Source organism: Marinomonas profundi, from assembly GCF_020694005.1.
GTDB classification, from domain to species: Bacteria; Pseudomonadota; Gammaproteobacteria; order Pseudomonadales; family Marinomonadaceae; genus Marinomonas; species Marinomonas profundi.
The window spans coordinates 218,194-237,850 of record NZ_CP073013.1 but is presented as its reverse complement, the minus strand read 5'-3'; the positions used below and the strand labels follow the sequence as shown (position 1 = coordinate 237,850).

Below are 19,657 nucleotides of genomic sequence, written 5' to 3'. Positions count from 1 at the left end.
AACATTTACCCTTAGAGGTTTTGGTCATGAAAAAGCATTATTCCAAGCAGTCAGTTAAGAGCGCATTGACGAACAGGAAGCCAGTCAGTAAAAAGCAGGCACGTAAGCCGCTTATCTCGGCGCTGGAACCTCGACTGCTATTGGATGGTGCGGCGGTAGTGACGGCGGTGGACGTATTCACCGACTCTCAGCTTCATAACGATGCCTCACAAACGGATAGTGCCACACAGGATGCCGATGCCTCTTTGGTGGTGGCACCTACGGAAGTGCGAGCCGTTGATCCTGCTCAGAATAACGGCAAAAAAGAAGTGGTTTTTATTGAAGACAACTTGGCGGATTACCAAACGTTAATCGATGGCATTAACGCAGGAGTCGAAATCGTCTTACTGGATTCCACTCAAGACGGCCTCGCGCAAATGGCACAATGGGCCGGAAATAACAGTGACTACGATGCGATTCATATCATTAGCCATGGTGCAGAAGCACAGGTCAACTTAGGGGGATTTAGTTTAGATAATATTACCGTCAACACACGTTCTGCTGATTTAGCTCAACTAGGCGCAGCCTTGAACGAAGAAGGCGATTTATTGCTCTATGGTTGTGAAGTCGCCAGTGGTGAAGGGCAAGACTTTATCAGTGCCTTAGCCCAAGCCACGCAAGCGGACGTGGCGGCGTCGGATGATATAACTGGCGCGACTGTATTAGGTGGGGACTGGGTACTAGAAAAACAAACTGGTGTTATTGCTGCAGCGGATCTGGGTATTGGGCTGGCCGATAATTATGGACATACTTTAGAGACCATAACATTTGTAGAAGATTCTTCAGAGGATGGCAGTGCAAATATCAATAATTCATTTACACGTACGATAAGTGGCGCCGAATTTACGTTTGCGGCAGGTTCCACTTTAACAAATACCTCTGCTAGCTATCTCGATATTCAGACGGACGGTGCTTCTGTGTATGAAGTCGTTAATGGGGGTATTGGTCCTGGCGTCTACGCCCTGACTGATCGTAATAATTATTCTGGATTAGACTTTTCTATTAAAGTGGAAGAGGGCTATACCTTTGACTTGACTGGGTTTGAGGCCCAATTAAGGACAGGTGAGTTATCTATTTATTACATTAAATATGGCGTTTCTGGTACGCAACAAAAGGATTTTTCACTTGGCGGAACGGATGCTTTTCAGGCTTACAGTGGTCTAACAGACTTTGATGATATTACCGAGATAGTCTTTACTTCAGAAAACTATGGTTTGTTTCAAGATCTGATTATTACCGATGTCAAAGCGATTCCTGTCAACAATGCCCCCACAGTTACTGGCGCACCTGCCGATATTACCGTCACTGAAGATACCGCTTCTAATGTGAATTTGTCTGGTGTGACCTTTGCCGACAGCGATGGAGATAATCTTACGGTCACCTTGACCGCATCGGCGGGCACATTAGCCGCTTCTTCTAGTGGTAACGTGACAGTGAGCGGTTCTGGCACGGGAGCATTGACACTTTCTGGCTCTTCGGCCGATATTAATAGCTATTTAGATACCACCTCAAACGTTCAGTATACAGGCGCTAGCAACGCCAGTGGCGATAATGCCGCTACACTATCCATCAAGGCGAATGATGGCACGACTGACTCTAGTATTTCCACCGTCAATATTGATATTACAGCGGTTAACGATGCCCCTTCGGCAGTGTCACCGACTACTGGTTCAATTAGTACCCTTGATAGTGCGAATGCCACTGTCGCCACAGTGAGCGCGACCGATGTAGACGATAGTTCCTGGAAGTACAGCATTCAGTCCATTACTTTAAACAGTGTAACGCAGACAAATGACGGCTCCTTGTTTAATTTTGCAACAGATGCGAATACCTTAGTCGCAACCAACATGTTGCGCGCTACGACGCCTTCTGGTTTGTCGGCCGGTACTTATACTATTACGGTAGTTGCAACGGATGCAGGAGGGCTTGATAAAACCGAAGACATTAACATTATGGTTACTGATGATGCTTTAGTGACGACGACGGGTGCTAATACAGGTAGTGATTCAAGCATTGATGGGTCTTACGCTGCAGATTTAGCTGATGGCGGTGGCTTGTCGTTGGCTGAGGCACTGCATTACGCATCGACCAATAGTACAGTAGAGTTTAATTTGTCATCGGGAGCGACAGTGGATTTAAACAACGCCACTTTGATCATAGCTTCAGGCGTTACCTTTGACACTGATTCAATGACGAATTTGTCTATCAGCAACGGTACCTTAACTCTAAGTGGCGGTTTGTCAATTATTAACGGTGCTGGGGACACAACCACCATTGCCAGTACCTTGGCTGGGGATGGCAGTTTAGCTAAAACCGGTGACGGCAAGCTGACGTTATCAAGTAGTAGCAATTCTTACAGTGGCACGACCGAGGTGACGGGCGGCACCTTGTCTATTTCCAGTGATGCCAACCTTGGTGGTGACGACGTCATCTTAAGGGGTGGTGCCAACTTTATTACGGTCAATAATGTACTTACCGTAGATAACAATTTTGCGATTGAAACGGGTGGCGCCACTTTTAATCAGACGGGTAGTGGGCACCTCACGCTTTCTGGCCAGATAGCCGGTGATGGGAAGTTGATTAAAGCGGGTGGCGGAAGTATGACTCTATCTGCTAACTACGATTCCTTTGAGGGTGGTGTACAAATCAATAACGGTACACTTAACGCTAAGGCATCGACTGATGGCTTGGGTTACGGAGCTGTGACCTTAGTAGGTGGGACACTTGCCTTCAGCGATGCTGGAACCGTTGGTAACAACATCACAGTCAGTGCAGATGCAACGATTTCGAATAGCACAGATGTCACTCTGAATGGGATAATTTCTGGCGATGGCGCGTTGACGAAAGCCGGTGCAGGCACAATGAAGCTATCCGCAGAAGAAAATACCCACACAGGTAATGTTACCGTTACTGCTGGCACGCTGGCGGTTTCTGGCGGCAGCTCTATTGGCGATGACAGTGCGGTGACAGTGAACAGCGGAGCAAGTTTAAGTCTGTTACTGGGCAATGAGACCATAGGTTCGTTGGCGGGCGTGGGTTCGGTATCACTTGGTTATAGTTTAACAGTCGGTAATGCCAGTAGTACCACTTTTTCAGGTGTGATCTCGTCGATCGGTACCTATGGTATCAATAAAGTCGGTGCAGGTACGCTGACCTTATCAGGTGCCAATACCTATACCGGTTCCACTAATGTGTCTGCGGGCACCTTAGTGGCCTCTGGCGGTAGTGCGATTGCCGACAGTAGTGCATTGACAGTGGCGTCTGGTGCGACCTTTGAATTAGACAGTTTTAGTTATGAAGCAGTTGGATCGATTGCGGGTGCGGGCAGTATTGTTGGTAATGGTGGTACCTTAATAGTCGGCGGTAACAATGCGTCGACTACCTTTTCCGGGGTGATCTCGGAAGGTTCTGAAGCCCTTGCTTTGACTAAGTTAGGCAGTGGCACTCTGACCTTGTCAGCTAGTAATACCTACTCTGGTAGTACGGCCGTATTAGCTGGCGGCTTGTCTATTAGTAGTGATTCAAATCTTGGCTCTGGTGCGCTCACGTTAAACTCTGGCACCTTATCGGTAACAGGAAATGGCGCCAATATTGATAACGCGATTTCGTTGTTATCCAACGGTGGCGTGGTGAGTGTTGATACGGGTGTCGCAGCGACGTTATCTGGTGCGATCAGTGGTGCCGGTAGCCTGACGAAATCTTCTGCTGGTGAGGGTAGTTTGATCCTTTCAGGTACCAACACCTACACAGGTTCAACCACCATTAATGGCGGTACTTTAACGGTCACGGATACTCTGAATGGATCTGGGGCAGGAGCCGTAACGGTCAACGCAGGCACGCTTGAAGGTACAGGTACGATCAACAGCGCGGTAACGGTGAATGCTACGGGCACCTTATCGGCGGGTACGGCGGCCAATACTGGAACATTGACCATTAATGGTGATGTGCTACTGAATGGAGCGCTATCAGCGACCATTAATAGTGCCAGTGACTACGATAAAATCGCGGTAACCGGCACGGTTGATCTTCTTAATAATTCGACTTTATCGCTTTCGGGTGATTATGTGGTGCCAGCAGGAGCGACGGCCGAGGCATTTGAGTTGATCAGCAACGATAACAGCGATGCGATATCCAGCACTTTTTCGAATTTAAGTTCAGGAACCTCAACCTTTAATAATGTTGAGCTAAGCGCGGCCTATGATGGCGGTACGGGTAATGACTTCTTATTAACTGGGCCAAAACTAGCGAGTATTTCTGCTGTCAGCGCGGCGACCGCCAATGGCAGTTATAAAGCAGGCGATACGATTAGCATTGCCGTGTCTTTTGATGAAGCCGTTACGGTAAGCGGTACACCGCAATTGACCTTAGAAACCGGCGCAGTGGATCGCGTGGTTAACTATGTTTCTGGTTCTGGCACAGATACATTAACTTTCAGTTATACCGTTCAAGCAGGTGATAGCAGCTTAGATCTGGATTATGCCAATACGACCGCCTTGTCATTAAACGGCGGCACGATTAAAAACGCGGCTGATAATGATGCGCTATTGACCTTAGCCACACCGGGTGCAGCACATTCCCTTGGTGCTAATAAAGACATTGTGATTGATACCACCGCACCGGATGCCACCTCAGCGCCGGACTTGTCTGTGGCTTCCGACTCTGGCGTTTCCAGTACCGATAATATTACCAATAAAACCACACCGACGATTACAGGCACGTCGGAAGCCAATGCCACCGTTAAACTGTACGACACGAATGGCACGACTGAGTTGGGGTCTACCACGGCAGACGGCTCTGGCAATTGGAGCATTACCAGCTCAACATTAACGGCTGGTAGTCACACGTTAACTGCCAAAGCGACGGATGCGGCAGGCAATGTCGGCTCGGCTTCCGCTGGTTTAACGGTTTCAATAGATACCACTGCGCCGACGCTATCCAGCTCTGCGCCATCAGATAATGCTGTGCAAGTCGCGACGAATGGCGATATTACACTGACTTTCGATGAAGACATTGTCAAAGGCTATGACACGATAACTTTAGTAAATGCCAGCACGGGCGCTACAGTGGAAACCTTTAATGTATTAAATGGCAGCAACTTAACCCTCTCTGATAACACACTCACGCTGGATCCAACCTCCGATCTGGATGAGGCCACCACTTATGCTATCCAAATAAGTAGCACGGCAGTGCGCGATGTTGCAGGCAATGCCTATGTAGGCATCAGTGACAATACCACACTGAATTTTACTACTGGTGTCACCGATACCGTAGCCCCGACTTTCTTGTCGATTCAGCGCGCCGATGACAATGTGATTACTGGCTCAACGACTACGTTTACCTTGACCTTTAACGAAGCGGTTAATGCCACTGCGGCGGACTTCGCACTGGCGTTAACAGGATCGGCAGCGGGTACGATTGGTTCGATTAGCGGCTCTGGTACAAATACGATCACTGTGAATGTGACTGGCGTTTCTGGCGTGGGTTCACTCGGTTTGAATCTTGCGTCTAGTCATGGTGTGAAGGATCTAGCGGGCAATACCTTGGCAACAGCTGAGCCAAGCGATGATGAAGTTTATCTGGTTGATACCGTGGCACCGACCCTGATTTCGATTAACCGCGTCGATAACGCAGCCACGAACGCTGACTCGGTGCAGTTTATCGCGGTATTTAGCGAAAATGTGACGGGTCTTTCAGCGGATGATTTTGAGTTAACAGGTGCCGCTGCCAATGGCGCAAGCATTAGCAGTGTGACAGGCACGGACAATGGTTTTGTGATTACTGTTGCTGGCGTAATCGGTGATGGCAACTTGGGCGTACAGCTTAAATCTGTCGCAACGGTGAATGACGCAGCGGGTAATGCCTTAACGGCGACTACTGCCAGTGCTGTGACTGAGCAATACACGATCGATAACACCGCGCCTAGTGCGACGGCGATTATCACCACCAATACCGCCCTCAGCACGGCGGATACTGTCACCTTTGATGTGACCTTTAGCGAAGCGGTTGCCAATATCAGCATAGAGGATTTTGAACTCTCTGGCGATGTGACTGGTACGATTTCAGCCGTTTCGGGCTCTGGTTCTTCTTATACCGTGACGGTTGGTAGTATCACGGGTGATGGCGCCCTTGGTTTGAATTTTAAAGCGGGTCAAAATATCACGGATACAGCAGGCAATAGCTTTGCTGGTAGCGAACCAAGCACAGATGAAAGTTACACTATCGACAATACCTTGCCGACGGTCACCAGCATTAGCCGTGGTATGGTCAATCAAGTGGCCGCAGATACTGCTACCGATGTGGTGTTTACCGTGGTCTTTAGTGAAACGGTTTCTGGCGTGGCGGTGGGCGATTTTGCCGTGACGGGTAACGCCACAAATACCGGTATTACCAGCGTTTCCAGCGCCGATGGTAAAGTATTTAAAGTGACGGTCGGCGGTGTCAACGGCACTATTGGCCAAACCGTAGGCTTGAGCTTTACCGGTTCTGCAGACGATGCGCTAAGCCAAGCTTCGACCGCTGAATTCACGTCTGGCGACAGCTACACCATAGCAGGTACCTTGTTGAACGAAGGCGCACTCACTCAAGAACAGCTCGATGCCATAGTCGATTTAAACCGCGAAGGTACCTTGTTTGAGCAATCGGTTGATGGTGCCACCGAAGTGGTCATTGTTGATTCTCGTGTCTCGGGTTTGGTTGATTTGACCAAAGCCTCTAACCCCAATGCCGACATCTGGTTGCTAGACGGCTCTCGTTCAGCAACGGAGCAAATCGGTGAGATTCTTGCCAATTACAGTGGCTTAGATGCCTTGCATATACTTTCCCACGGTGGAGTAGGCGAGATCTATCTAGGTGCCGAAACCATCTCTGCCGAAGAACTTAATCAAAATACAGCCAGCTTTGCTGCCTGGGGGAATGCCTTCAGTGAAACGGGCGACATATTACTCTACGGCTGTAATGTTGCTCAAGGTGACACAGGACAAGACTTTATCAACCAACTTGCCCAAATCACCAGCGCAGATATCGCCGCATCGGATGACCTGACTGGTTCTGCAGTGCTGGGTGGGGATTGGGAGTTGGAAAGTGCATTCAATGTCGAAGCAAGTACAATTCAGATTGAAAGTTATGAAGAGGTTTTAGCTACAGGAACAATCAAACCAACCGGAACCGCAGGGCAATGGTATGACCTCGGAGCAGAGTTAACGGATGGTGAGCAAAACTCGGTAAATATTACCGGTCAGAATTTTGAGATCTTTTATGCCAATTCTGCTTTATCGGATATCAAGGCGGACAATATAGGTTTGTATCAGAATGAAGATAGTGATTTTGAACCAGAAATATATAACGGAGAGCGCGCAACTGTAACAAATGCCCAGTTAGCAACTGCCTTTGGCGGCGATGGTACTCCAAGGTCGTATCTCGTCGTCAAATCAACGGATGGCAGCGAGTTTAAGTTTAGCGGTGTAAATATTTTTAACAACTATGGATTGACTGGAGATGATGCCAAGTTAACCATTATTGGCTATAGAAATGGAGTAACAACAGGCAGTATAACCATTCAGCCTAATGACGATCCAACATATATTTCACAGCTCACCTCAACAGAGCTTAGCGCATCAATATTTGAAAATGTTGATAGGGTCGAAATTACGCCAAGCTCCCTTTCTCAGTATTCTTCTGGTCCAAATGCAGAGCTTTGGCACTACTTTAATGCATTTTCAGTTGAAGATCCTGCACTTGCTAATCAAGCCCCAGCCATCGCTGATGTACAATCTGATCAAGCGGTGAACGATACCGCAACACTTTCACCTTTCAGCAATATCGCCTTAGCAGATGCAGATGGGGATGATGTGTCTATTACGGTGGCCTTGGACACCGCAGCTAAAGGGGTGTTTACCGCCGCTTCGTTGACGGCATCTGGTTTTACCGATGCAGGCAGTGGCTCTTATACCTTAGCATCAACCACTTTAGTCTCGGCTCAGACGGCGTTGCGTGCCTTGGTATTTGATCCAGCAGATAACCGTGTGGCGGTGGACTCGACTGAAACCACGACTTTTACCATTACCGTGAATGACGGCACGACTGACACCATTAACAGCACGACCACAGTGGTGAGTACCTCTATTAACGATGCACCAAGCGATATTGCGTTAAGTGATTCGAATTACGTTCATTCAGAAGGTTCCAGTAATATTGTTGTCGGCAGCTTCTCTGCTACCGATGCGGATACCAGTGGAAGCTTCACTTATTCTTTGGTGTCCGGTACGGGAGATACGGACAACGGCAAGTTCAATATCAGTGGCACAGATTTACGTGCCACAAGCCGTGCGGATGTGCCAGCAGGAACTTACAATATTCGCGTGCAAGTGAATGACGGTGATGCCACCTTTGAGAAAGCCTTTACTATCACAGTAACGGACGATGTTGCACCTATTATTAGTGCGGTGGTACCTGCAGACAATGCTAGTGGGGTGTCGGTCGCGGATTCAATTCAGGTGACATTTGATGAGGGTGCTCAGTTAGGCAGTGCTGGGACTATTACTCTGTATGATATTACAGGCTCTGGGGCCAACAGTGTGACCATTGATGTATCCAGTCATGCTGATCAGTTATCTATTGTAGATAACGTATTGACCATTAATCCAAGCGATAATTTGATGGCAACTAATCAGTATGCGATTCAAATGACGGCTGGTGCGTTAAAAGATGATGCCAACAATGATGTGGCGGCTGTCAGTGATACAACGAGCTATAACTTTACCACTGGCACGGTGGACACCACGGCGCCAACGGTAGCGATTGTTGATGTAACCTCTCCTAATCAGCCCAACGCTGGTACTGTCAGTATTAACTTTAGTGAGCAAGTCACGAATGTTGATATTAGTGACTTTAGCTTAACCAAAGATAGCGAAACAGTTGATATTAGCGGGCTTTCTGTTGTGGGTAGCGGTAGTGCTTACTCCATTGATCTATCCAGTATCACGGCGGCTGGTGGTGTTTATGTGCTGACATTGAATACCTCCAATATAGCGGATACCTCGGGTAATGCCTTGGCGGCAGGAGACAGTGAAAGCTTTATCATTGACGCTACTGCACCCACTGGCGTGGCGATTGTGCGGGCTGGTGCAGAGACACAAAGCGGCAGTGCCGTTACCTTCACCGCAGTATTCAGTGAAGCGGTCAGTGGTGTCGATGCTGCGGACTTTACCTTAACTGGCACAGCAGCAGGCGGTTCTATCACCAGTGTGACCCAAGTGTCTGACTCGGTTTATACCATTACAGTGAATGGTGTCAGTAGTGATGGTACTTTGGGAGTGAATTTAAATGCTGCTGGCACAGGCATTAGCGATACCGCGGGTAATGCGATAAGCGCTGGTGTGACTGGGCAACAGGTTACTATAGATAATACCGGTCCAAGCGTGCTTGCTATTAATCGTGATGCTGCCGCGCTCACCACTGCAGACAGCGCGACCTTTACCGTGACTTTTGATGAGGCGGTGTCAGGCCTTGATATTAGCGACTTTAGTTTATTGGGTGGAGCATCTGGCACGGTTACGTCGATAAGCGGTTCTGGTACGACTTACCAAGTTACCGTAAATAACATCAGTGGTGATGGTAGTTTGCGGCTTGACCTTAACGCGCCTGGCACGGGCATTACGGATGCAGCGAGTAACGCCATCGGGGCTGGCTTTACTTCTGGCGATACGTTAACCATTGATAATACCGCCGCGGTTGTTACGGCTGATCAAAGTTTTAACCTTGATGAAGGTATGGCAACAGACACGGTTATCGGTCAAGTAAAAGCGAGCGATGCCAATGGTGTGAGTCAATTTGTGATTCAATCCGGTAATGATAACGGCTATTTTGCGATTGATAGCAATGGCGTGTTGACGCTGACATCGGCGGGTGCCGCGGCCATTGATTATGAAACACTGCAAACTTATACCCTGAACATTGTTGCAACGGATGCGCTTGGGCAGGCTTCTAGTTCTGTCGCCATCACTATCGCCATTCAAGATGTTAATGACAATGCGCCAGTATTTAGCTCTGCAAATACCGCCAGTGTTGCAGAAAATAGCGCGACAACTCAGGTGGTATATGATGCATACGCAACGGACGCAGATACGTCCGTTGCGTATAACAGTGTGACTTACAGCTTAAAAGCAACAGACGATCACAGTGCTTTTACGATCAACAGCAGTACTGGTGAAGTGAAACTGATTGCTTCGGCAGATTATGAAACCAAATCTTCTTACAGTTTTACTGTGATTGCCTCTGATGGTATGCGCAGTACAGAGCAAGCCGTGACGTTAAACGTCAGCGATGTTAACGATAACACGCCAGTGATTATCTCCGGCACAACGGGCAACGTGGATGAAAACGCGGCAACGTCGACGGTGATCTACACAGCAACAGGAACAGACGCCGATGGCACCGCCGCCAATAGTACCTTGGTGTACAGCTTGTCAGGTGACGATGCGGATAAGTTAAACATCAACGCGACTACTGGTGCGGTGACGCTGAAAGCGTCCGCTGACTATGAAGCTAAAGCGAGCTACAGCTTTAACGTTATCGCGACTGACAATGGTGCTGGCAACTTTAACTCGGGCAGCTTGAGCACGACGCAAGCGGTAACGGTAAGCGTGAATGACTTGAACGAAACGCCCGTTGCCAATAGCGATATGGGTTCTGCGACAGAAGCCGGTGGTGTTGATAATGGCACTGCGGGTTCAAATGCTTCGGGCAATGTGCTGAGCAATGACACTGATGTGGATGGAACGGATACGAAAACGGTTTCTGATGTGAGTTTTGGTAGCAACAGTGGCGTACTAGGTCAGGCATTGAGCGGTCGTTATGGCGCGTTAACACTGAATGCAGATGGTTCCTACCATTATGTGGTGGATAACACCAATGCGGCTGTGCAGGGCTTGCCGTTAGGCGCCAGTATTACCGATAACTTTACCTACACCTTGACAGATAAAGGGGCATTAACGGATACGGCAACCTTGGTGATTACGGTTCATGGTGCCAACGATAATCCTACTCAAGCTTCAGATGACGCGACCGAGATTTCTGAAACGGTCGATGCTACGGCACAAGATATCAGCACCACAGGCGAAGTCAGTTTTGCGGATGTTGATGCTTCTGACGTAATAGACGTGACCTTTGCAAGTAATAATAATATCACTTGGTCTGCCGGTACGATTGACACAACATTGGCTAATAAACTGCTTGCGGGCTTCTCGGTTACTGGCACAAGCATCGCAGCACCGGGCGCTGTAGATTGGTCATACGATGTGACGGACGCTAACTTGGACTTTCTTGGTGTCGATGAAACCATCACCTTTAGCTACACAGTGACGGTGACAGACAGCCAAAATGCTACGGCAACAGACACGGTCAGCTTTACCATAACGGGCAGCAACGATGCACCGGTAATCTCAGTGGTGGACGTTGCAGCGACCATCACCGAAGGCAGCACTCTGATTGACACAGGCAGCGTGACCTTTACTGATCTGGATCTAACGGATCGCCCAGTGGCAACCGAAGCAACTCAGTCGGTGACGGCTAAAGCGCAAGACGGCAGTACGGTACTGATGTTGACTACGGCACAGCAAACCGCGATTGAAAAGGCGTTCAGCATCGAAAACGTCAGCAGCAACACCAACGATGGCACTGTGAACTGGACGTACGACATTGCAGAAACGGATCTCGACTTCCTAGGGGAAGGCGAAGTGGTCACGGCCATCTTCACCATCACGGTCACCGATGACGAAGGCGCGACCGCTACCCAAGACGTGACCGTGACCCTCACCGGCAGCAACGATGCACCGGTAATCTCAGTGGTGGACGTTGCAGCGACCATCACCGAAGGCAGCACTCTGATTGACACAGGCAGCGTGACCTTTACTGATGTGGATCTAACGGATCGCCCAGTGGCAACCGAAGCAACTCAGTCGGTGACGGCTAAAGCGCAAGACGGCAGTACGGTACTGACGTTGACTACGGCGCAGCAAACCGCGATTGAAAGCGCGTTCAGCATCGAAAACGTCAGCAGCAACACCAACGATGGTACGGTGAACTGGACCTATGACATTGCCGAAACCGATCTCGACTTCCTAGGGGAAGGCGAAGTGGTCACGGCCATCTTCACCATCACAGTCACCGATAACGAAGGCGCGACCGCTACCCAAGACGTAACTGTCACCCTCACCGGCAGTAATGACGTACCGACTGCTACTGGAACGGTTGCCAATATGTCTGGAACGTCGGGGCAGATCTTTACACCAGTGACTTTACCTGCGAATTTATTTACTGATGTTGATGCTGGTGAAACAGCAAAATTGGTGTGGAGTATTGAGAATTTACCGACAGGGTTAGTGTTTAACGCGGCGACTCGGACTATTTCTGGTACGCCTCAAGGTGGTTTTGAAGGGGTTAATGTTCTGCAAGTTGTGGCCACTGATGGCAGTGGTGGCCAAGTTAAGGTACCTGTTACCTTGACGTTGGAATCTGCACCTGTATCACCGCCATCGAGTGCGCCGGTTGATGTGCCGCCTTCTGTTCTTAGCCAGAGTACAGGTTTTAGCGCTCCTGAATTAACGGTGACGACGGGGTCATTGCCATCAGGAACGCTTGTTACGTCAGAAGGCTCTAGTGGTTTTTTTGACATAGGAACCGAGTCCGAAAATAATGGTGCTGAGCAGTCGAATGCCAATACGGTGATTATTTCTGAGTCCAGAGTGACAGTGAATGTTGGCGCAAATGGTCAGGTACAAGTGACTGACGCCGGTGGTGTGCCAACGAATACCACTGGTTTAACGGTGGCTAATATTGTCTCGCAAGTGGACCGAGTGTCTATCACGATAGCGGATGCGTCAACGGTTGCTCAATATAGTGCGACCTTGGCGGATGGAACGGCATTGCCAGATTGGGTGGAAGTGAACTCATCAACCGGTGAGGTGACAATGAATCCGCCGGCGGGCCAGGGCGTTATTAGCTTGAAAATTAATTCAGTGGATGCTGATGGTAATGTACGGGTGCTGGAAATAGAGGTTGATTTGGCGAATTTGCCTAGTTCGCTTCAAGCGGCACCAGCCAATACGGTTTCTGATAATGGTGCGGCCTTTATGTCGTTAGATGAGCAATTAACGGCCGCTGCAGAACAATACGATGACTATGGGAGCGGCTTAATGAAGCTGTTGGCTTCTTAACGTATGTCTGATCATGCTATCGCCCAGTTATTGCAAATAGAGCAACAGGTCCGTTGTTGTGAAACCGCGACGGAGCTTGGTTTTATTCTGGTTAACAGAACACGGGATTTGGTGCCTTATCAGCAGGCTGTTTATTTGTCTGGTACAGAGTTGGAGTCGTTAAAAGTTACGGCCATCAGTGATATTGCCTTGGTGGATCGGACTACGCCATTTAGTGCGTGGCTTGAACAAGTCTCTGCCGTTGTTAGTGCGTCAGAGCAGGCGAATACAGCCCACACGATAGAGACGAAGAACCTGCCAGCAGCGTTATTGAGTGACTTAAACGATTTTACGTCGCCTTATATGCTCTGGCTGCCTTTGTTGATCCCCTCTAAACCGAATCAAAGAGTCGGCGTGCTTTGGCTTGCCAAGTCTCAGCCATGGACGGAAAAAGAGATCGGCCTATTGCAGCATTTGGCGTCCAGTTATGCCCATGCGCTGCAGGTGTTCGTTCAGCATTCTGGGTGGCAAGCATGGCGAAGACGCTTATTCTCTAAGCGGATTAGCTTGGCGGTATTGGCGACGGCGATCTTGCTCGGTTTTGTGCCAGTACGTTTAACCGTGTTAGCACCGGCTGAAATTATTGCCAAAGATGCTCTATTGGTGACCTCTGCCATTGCAGGAGCAGTGCGTGAGGTATCCGTTAAACCTGGGGATTTGGTGAGTATGGGGCAGTCTATCGTGGTGATGGACAAAACGGAGTTTCAGGGGCGTTTTGATGTGGCCCAAAGGGAGCTAGAAAGGGCAATGGCGGAGCTTAGAACCACAGAGCAGGCGGGTTATGTTGATCGTCGAAAAAAGGCAGAATTGGCTGAGCTAGAATCTCAAGTAGCGCTTAAAACGATTGAGCGAAACTATCTACAAACCAAACTGGATCAGACACAAATCCTAGCCGATAAGGCGGGGATGGTGGTGCTTGACGACCCAGAAAAATGGAAGGGCCGCCCCGTTGTAGTGGGGGAACGTATTTTGTCGATAGCGGATCCTACTAAAGTGCAATTGGAAATTATGCTGCCAGTAACGGACGCCATTTCATTGAACCATGGTGATGAGGTGACGTTATTTCTGGATACGGATCCGTTAAATCCTATTCCTTTTTTGGTGAATTATTCGTCTTTTGAACCGAGTTTAACCCCAGACCAGATTATTGCTTATCGCATTGTGGCGGATATTCAGGGCGAGGCTATGCCACCTAGAATAGGGTTGCGCGGCACGGCTAAGTTGTATGGCGATGAGGTGTCTTTGGCCTATTACCTCTTTCGTCGGCCGGTTACCTTTGTTCGTCAATATTTGGGTGTGTGATGTCTGTTGAAGCGGAGGCGAAAGCACTTCCAACCTTGCGGCAAAATTTATCTTTATTGACGGCACCACCAGATGAAGATGGTGAGCCCCGTTGGCAGATTTTTGATCCACTGAGTAATACGTTTTATTACTTGTCTCGCACGGCGTTTTATATTTTTCGTGAGTGGCGTCATGTTAGCGACGATGAAGCATTACGCTTACGTCTGGCGCAAAAGGGCATAGAACTAGAAGAGGATGAACTGGCGTATTTTTTGCGCTTTTTGGAGGTGAATCATCTTTTAGAAATTCGCACTGAAAAGGATATCGCACGCTTACGAGGGGAAGTGAGTCAGCATAAAAAGCATTTTTTGTTATGGCTTTTACACAATTATTTATTTATTAAAATCCCGCTTTTTCGTCCTGATCTGTTTCTGACACGTATTTATCCATTTACCAAACGATTGTTTAGATTGCGCTTAGACAGAGTCGCTTTAGTGTTGGGCGCCTTGGGCTTGGTGATGGTGTTGAGGCAGTGGGAGACATTCACTCATACCTTCCAAGACTTGTTTAATTTATCGGCGATTGTGTATTACATTTTGGCTTTGGTGTTGGTGAAAACCGCCCATGAGCTAGGCCATGCCTTGGTGGCTAAGCGTTATGGTTGTCGAGTCAGCTCAATGGGGGTGGCATTTTTATTGATGACGCCCATTTTGTATACCGACACGACGGACGCATGGCGTTTGCGCTCGCGTTTTCAGCGTTTAAGTATAGTCACCGCTGGGGTGAAAGTTGAAATTTACATTGCTTGTGTGGCGACATTTTTGTGGGGAGTCGTGCCCGATGGCGGCTTTCGCGGTGTTTTGTTTTTTGTTGCGACGACCAGTTGGATTTCTTCGTTATTGATTAACATTAGCCCTTTTATGCGTTTTGATGGCTATTATGCGCTGTCAGACTTTCTGGGCATGGAGAATCTTCAGCCACGTTCTTTCTTAGTTGGAAAATGGTTTTTACGTGAACGTTTGTTTGGTTTTGGTTTTTTGCCGCCGGAACCCCTTAATCGTAAAAAATGCGCTTTAATGGTGACTTACGCTTGGTGTACTTGGATATATCGCTTTTTCTTGTTTTTGGGAATTGCGGCATTAGTGTATTACTTTGCCTTTAAGTTATTGGGCATTGTGTTGTTTGTGGTAGAAATTGTTTGGTTTGTGTTGCTGCCGATTATAAAAGAAGTAAAGGTTTGGGTGAGTTTGAGAAAGAAGATGTCGTTTAATCGTGCGAGTACACTGACGTTACTGTTTTGTATGCTGGGCTTGGCTATTTTAATTGTGCCATGGAAAACACACATTAGCGTTCCTGCCGTGGCGACGTTCGAACGTCATCAGGCTTTTTACCCTAGCGAGGCTGCGCGTGTTGTTGCCTGGCAAGTCACCCCCAATCAAAAAGTGACTCAGGGGCAGTTATTGATTTTATTAGAATCCCCTGACGTGGAGCAGCAGGTTTTATTGACTCAGTCTAGGTTGAATGCCTTGCAGGTAAGTTGGCAACGGGCGGGATCTGGTGCGGGTATGTTGGATTCTTTGTCTAGCCTGCAGGTGCAGATATCGAGGGAGCAATCTCGTTTGCAATCTTTGCTTGAACGGCGAGAAAAACTTGCCATTAAAGCACCCTTTGATGGTTATATAGGCGAATGGTTGTCTTTGTCTGTTGGCGATTATGTCAACGAGCGTTCTGCGTTAGCCACACTTTACGATGATGAGAGTTTGATTGTTAAAGCCTACATCGACGGCCGCTTTATTCCTTTATTGAAGGACGATCAAACGGCTACTTTTATAGGCAATGATGGCGAACCTTTGGCTGCCAGTTTGGGGGTTGATAAGGTGATTCCGACGGCTATCAGGCGTCTTTCGTATGCGGGTCTTGCTTCGAGTCATGGTGGGGCGATTGCCACCCAAAAGTTAGAGGATGAGTTGATTCCCGAAACCGCAACCTATGAGGTGCATTTGACTCTTCAGGGGGAAGCATTGCTGACTCGGCAAGAGTTTGGGGAAGTACGCTTGGCTATTGAGCCGAGCAGTTTTCTAGTGGATGGGTTACGCTTTCTTTATGGGGTGTTGATTCGTGAATCTGGGTTCTAAAGACAGCAGTGCAATGCTTGTGTTGTTGATGAATATGTTTATTGATGATGGTGTGAAAGATTATTATGCAAAATAAAACCGCGCCTTGCCCACAGTGGACGCCTGAACAAGTCGACGCTGTGGTGAAAGACTTGGCGAGTTTGCGTCTGTTAGTGGATTTGGATTTGGTGCCTCGTCATCCGTATTTTGGCAAGAAAATCTATCCTTTAGGGCGTTGCAAAGAAATCCGTGATGCGGTTTTTGTTGAGTTACAAACTCAGCTTCAGCAACCCTCAGGAGCTGGTTTGACGTTAATCCGTGAAGCCTTGGATCAGGGGGTTGTACTAACGAAAATATGGGGGACGTTGAGAGGGGTTTATTTTCAGAATGCGGTGACACTGGGTGATTGGTATTTGGACGTTTCGAACGATACGGTGAACCCAAATAAACCGAGAGTAGAAGTTTTGCCGTTGGCCGATTCCGGTTTTGCTCATATATCGAGTTTTGAGCAATTTATTGAGGTGGCTCAGGCGTACTGGGGGGTTGAGGTTTATCGTAACGATGTGTGCCCAGCTTTAGCGCCTTTTATGCCGATGGTGTATGTGCGTGAGGATGGCGTCAGTTGGATTGGCGAAGCCAACGACGACATGTTAGCGATGACCATGGCCACTGAGTTTACGGCCGCAGAGCGTATATTGTCTGTGCTTCCTCCACCACCGAAAGCGCTGTTGCAGCAATGGCAAACGGCCTTGTCTGGTATCCAAAAAAATGAGTTTGTGCACGGGGAAGGAAGTGCTTCAGAATACTGTCAAGAGTACAGGCTTCGTCAGTACCATTTAGGGTCAGTTGTCCGCGACCGTGCTGTCATGGCGTATTTGGCGCTACCCAGAAGCATTGATTATGCATCACAGTGAAGCGGAAAAAATCGCCCTTGAGCACCAAGCCGCTAAGCTGTTTATGCGTTGTTATGAGCGCAACACGGGCAAGCGTATTGTAAGCGCCCTTAAATCAGCATTCTTGTCGTTTAATTTGTTTTGTGTTGTTGTAAATGACCTTGTAGTGATCATCCATCGATAATGTAAATTGATACGTGAGGTTGCATCAGGTGTCAAAAAAGGCTAGGGTAAATATAGACAGAGGGCGAACGGATTTGCCTACGCCTCCAGGAGGGAGGCTCTGTCTCTTTTCAGGAAGATTCAGTGGCTGCAGGGATGCGGCGGTAAAGCCTTTCTTTGATTTCTCTTCTTTGCTTTTACGATTTCTATTTTTTTATTTTACTTTTTTATTTTACGCCTACCCGTTTCTTTTTTATCCCGTGCTTTTTGCTGTTGTGTCCGTTTGCTTGATGGGCGTGTGCCTTTACAGCGCCGCTTTAACACGCCAAGGCAATAAGGCTTCTAATTTTTCAACGGTGTCGGCGCTAGCGATGTGCTGCAGGATATGCAAAATATACGCATGAGGCTCTAGGCCGTTGGCTTTGGCGGTTTCGACAAGACTGTACCAAGCCGCGCTGGCTTTGGCCCCTTGTGAGGTGTCGGCGAATAACCAATTCTTACGTCCAATTGCGAAGGGGCGGATGGCGTTCTCAGCCAAGACATTGCTGATGTGCAATTGCCCATCCTCGCAGTATCCCGTGAGTGTCTCCCATTGGTTGAGGGCGTAGCGGATGGCCTTGTAGGTCAGCTGGTCTTTTGGGGTTTTATCGACATTATTGCCGAGCCATTCTTTAAAGGTGTTGAGGGCCGGAAGGCTTTGCTCTTGGCGCACGCGATGTTTCTCAGCGTCGCTCAGGTCTTTTATCTGTGTTTCAATCCTGTAGAGTTTACGGATATGGCTTAATGCCACCTCGGCTTTGGTAGGGGGTGAGTTTTTGTTTTTCTTTTTGGTGTCAGCGCCTTTGCTGGCCTCAATAAATTTACGGCGCACGTGATCCCAGCAACCAATGCGAGTTAGGTTGTATTTCTGGCACACGGCATTGTAGCCGCCATAGCCATCGGCTTGCAGGACACCTTTAAACCCATCGAGCAGCTGCACGGGTACCTCCCCATTTCGGGAAGGGTTGTATTCAAAACGCACGATAGGTTTGTCTGGCGGTCCGCCGCGTATCACCCACATCCATTTATCCGATTGGGCGGTTTTGCCGTCTTCTTTGAGCACTTGGATACGGGTTTCGTCACCCTGTAGGTACCCCGCTTCCAATTGGGTTTCCCAAGCAAGATTCAGTAGGGACTGGACTCTGTCAGTCAGCAGGATGACGTGGTGGGCCATGCTGGTGCGGTCATAATGCCCTCCGTAACGTTCGATCTGTTTTTCCAAGCGATACAAGGGCAGGCCATCCGCATATTTTCCAGCGATGATGTAAGCCAGCGCGCTGATGCTAATGGCACATTTACCGAGTGGGTGAAGAGGACGTTTGGCGACAACGATGTGGTCTGCTTGGTCCTCTTGTGTTTTAAAGACGGCTTTTTCCTGCCAGTACTCTAACACTCGAACCTGGGCGGGTATGATGTCCAGTTCTTCTTTGACCTTGCTGAAAAAGGTAGACGTGGCACCGGCTTTTTCTTCTTCTGACAAACGCAGTTCCACCCGTACGCGAGTCAGTTTGTCAGAGAAGCCACGTTGGCGTTTACGAGATCGAACCGCTTCTGGAAGCACGTCTTCGGGCAGTTGTTCGATCAGAGCCGCAATGGCCGCTTCCAATTCCACCTCATCAAACAGATCGATTTGATAGACGGACTTTTCACTGCTTGCCGCAAACTTCTGAGCCTTGGCTAAGCGCAGGAGCTCCTCTAACTGTGCAATTTTACGGTCTCTTTCATCCAGCAAGGCTTTTTGATGCTGAATAACCTGATGGTGATCATCAAGGAGCTGATTTTTCAGCTCTAGTACCTGATCTCTTTGCGCTAACACCTGATCTTTTTGCACGAGATCTTGGTCTTTTTTGACCAGCAACGACAACAACTCCGCCTGTGA

The 19,657-nt window shown here is 48.5% G+C and carries 5 protein-coding genes and 1 pseudogene; 5 read left to right on the top strand and 1 reads right to left on the bottom strand.

The genetic code is table 11. The features are described 5' to 3' along the window. Nucleotides 1-26: 26 nt before the first annotated feature. From J8N69_RS01035 to J8N69_RS01015, 5 genes are all read left to right on the top strand, one after another. Nucleotides 27-13,250: a DUF4347 domain-containing protein gene (locus J8N69_RS01035; RefSeq protein WP_168825214.1), complete on the top strand. Its 13,224-nt coding sequence runs from the start codon at nucleotides 27-29 to the stop codon at nucleotides 13,248-13,250. Nucleotides 13,251-13,253: 3 nt separating this feature from the next. Continuing rightward, the gene (locus J8N69_RS01030; protein ID WP_168825216.1) at nucleotides 13,254-14,591 is read left to right on the top strand and encodes an efflux RND transporter periplasmic adaptor subunit; all 1,338 of its coding nucleotides are present in this window, start codon (nucleotides 13,254-13,256) and stop codon (nucleotides 14,589-14,591) included. Next, complete coding sequence (locus J8N69_RS01025; protein ID WP_168825218.1) at nucleotides 14,591-16,705, top strand: HlyD family efflux transporter periplasmic adaptor subunit; 2,115 nt, start codon at nucleotides 14,591-14,593, stop codon at nucleotides 16,703-16,705. Before J8N69_RS01030 ends, J8N69_RS01025 begins: the two co-directional genes overlap by 1 nt. A gap of 65 nt (nucleotides 16,706-16,770) precedes the next feature. Next, nucleotides 16,771-17,598: a hypothetical protein gene (locus J8N69_RS01020; protein WP_168825220.1), complete on the top strand. Its 828-nt coding sequence runs from the start codon at nucleotides 16,771-16,773 to the stop codon at nucleotides 17,596-17,598. Then, nucleotides 17,585-17,761: a hypothetical protein gene (locus J8N69_RS01015; RefSeq protein ID WP_227803935.1), complete on the top strand. Its 177-nt coding sequence runs from the start codon at nucleotides 17,585-17,587 to the stop codon at nucleotides 17,759-17,761. The genes J8N69_RS01020 and J8N69_RS01015 overlap by 14 nt, the downstream gene beginning before the upstream one ends. 282 nt (nucleotides 17,762-18,043) lie before the next feature. Here the strand turns inward: J8N69_RS01015 and tnpC are convergent. Further along, nucleotides 18,044-19,525 (bottom strand): annotated as a pseudogene (tnpC, locus tag J8N69_RS01010) (IS66 family transposase); the annotation flags it as partial. Nucleotides 19,526-19,657 lie beyond the last annotated feature (132 nt).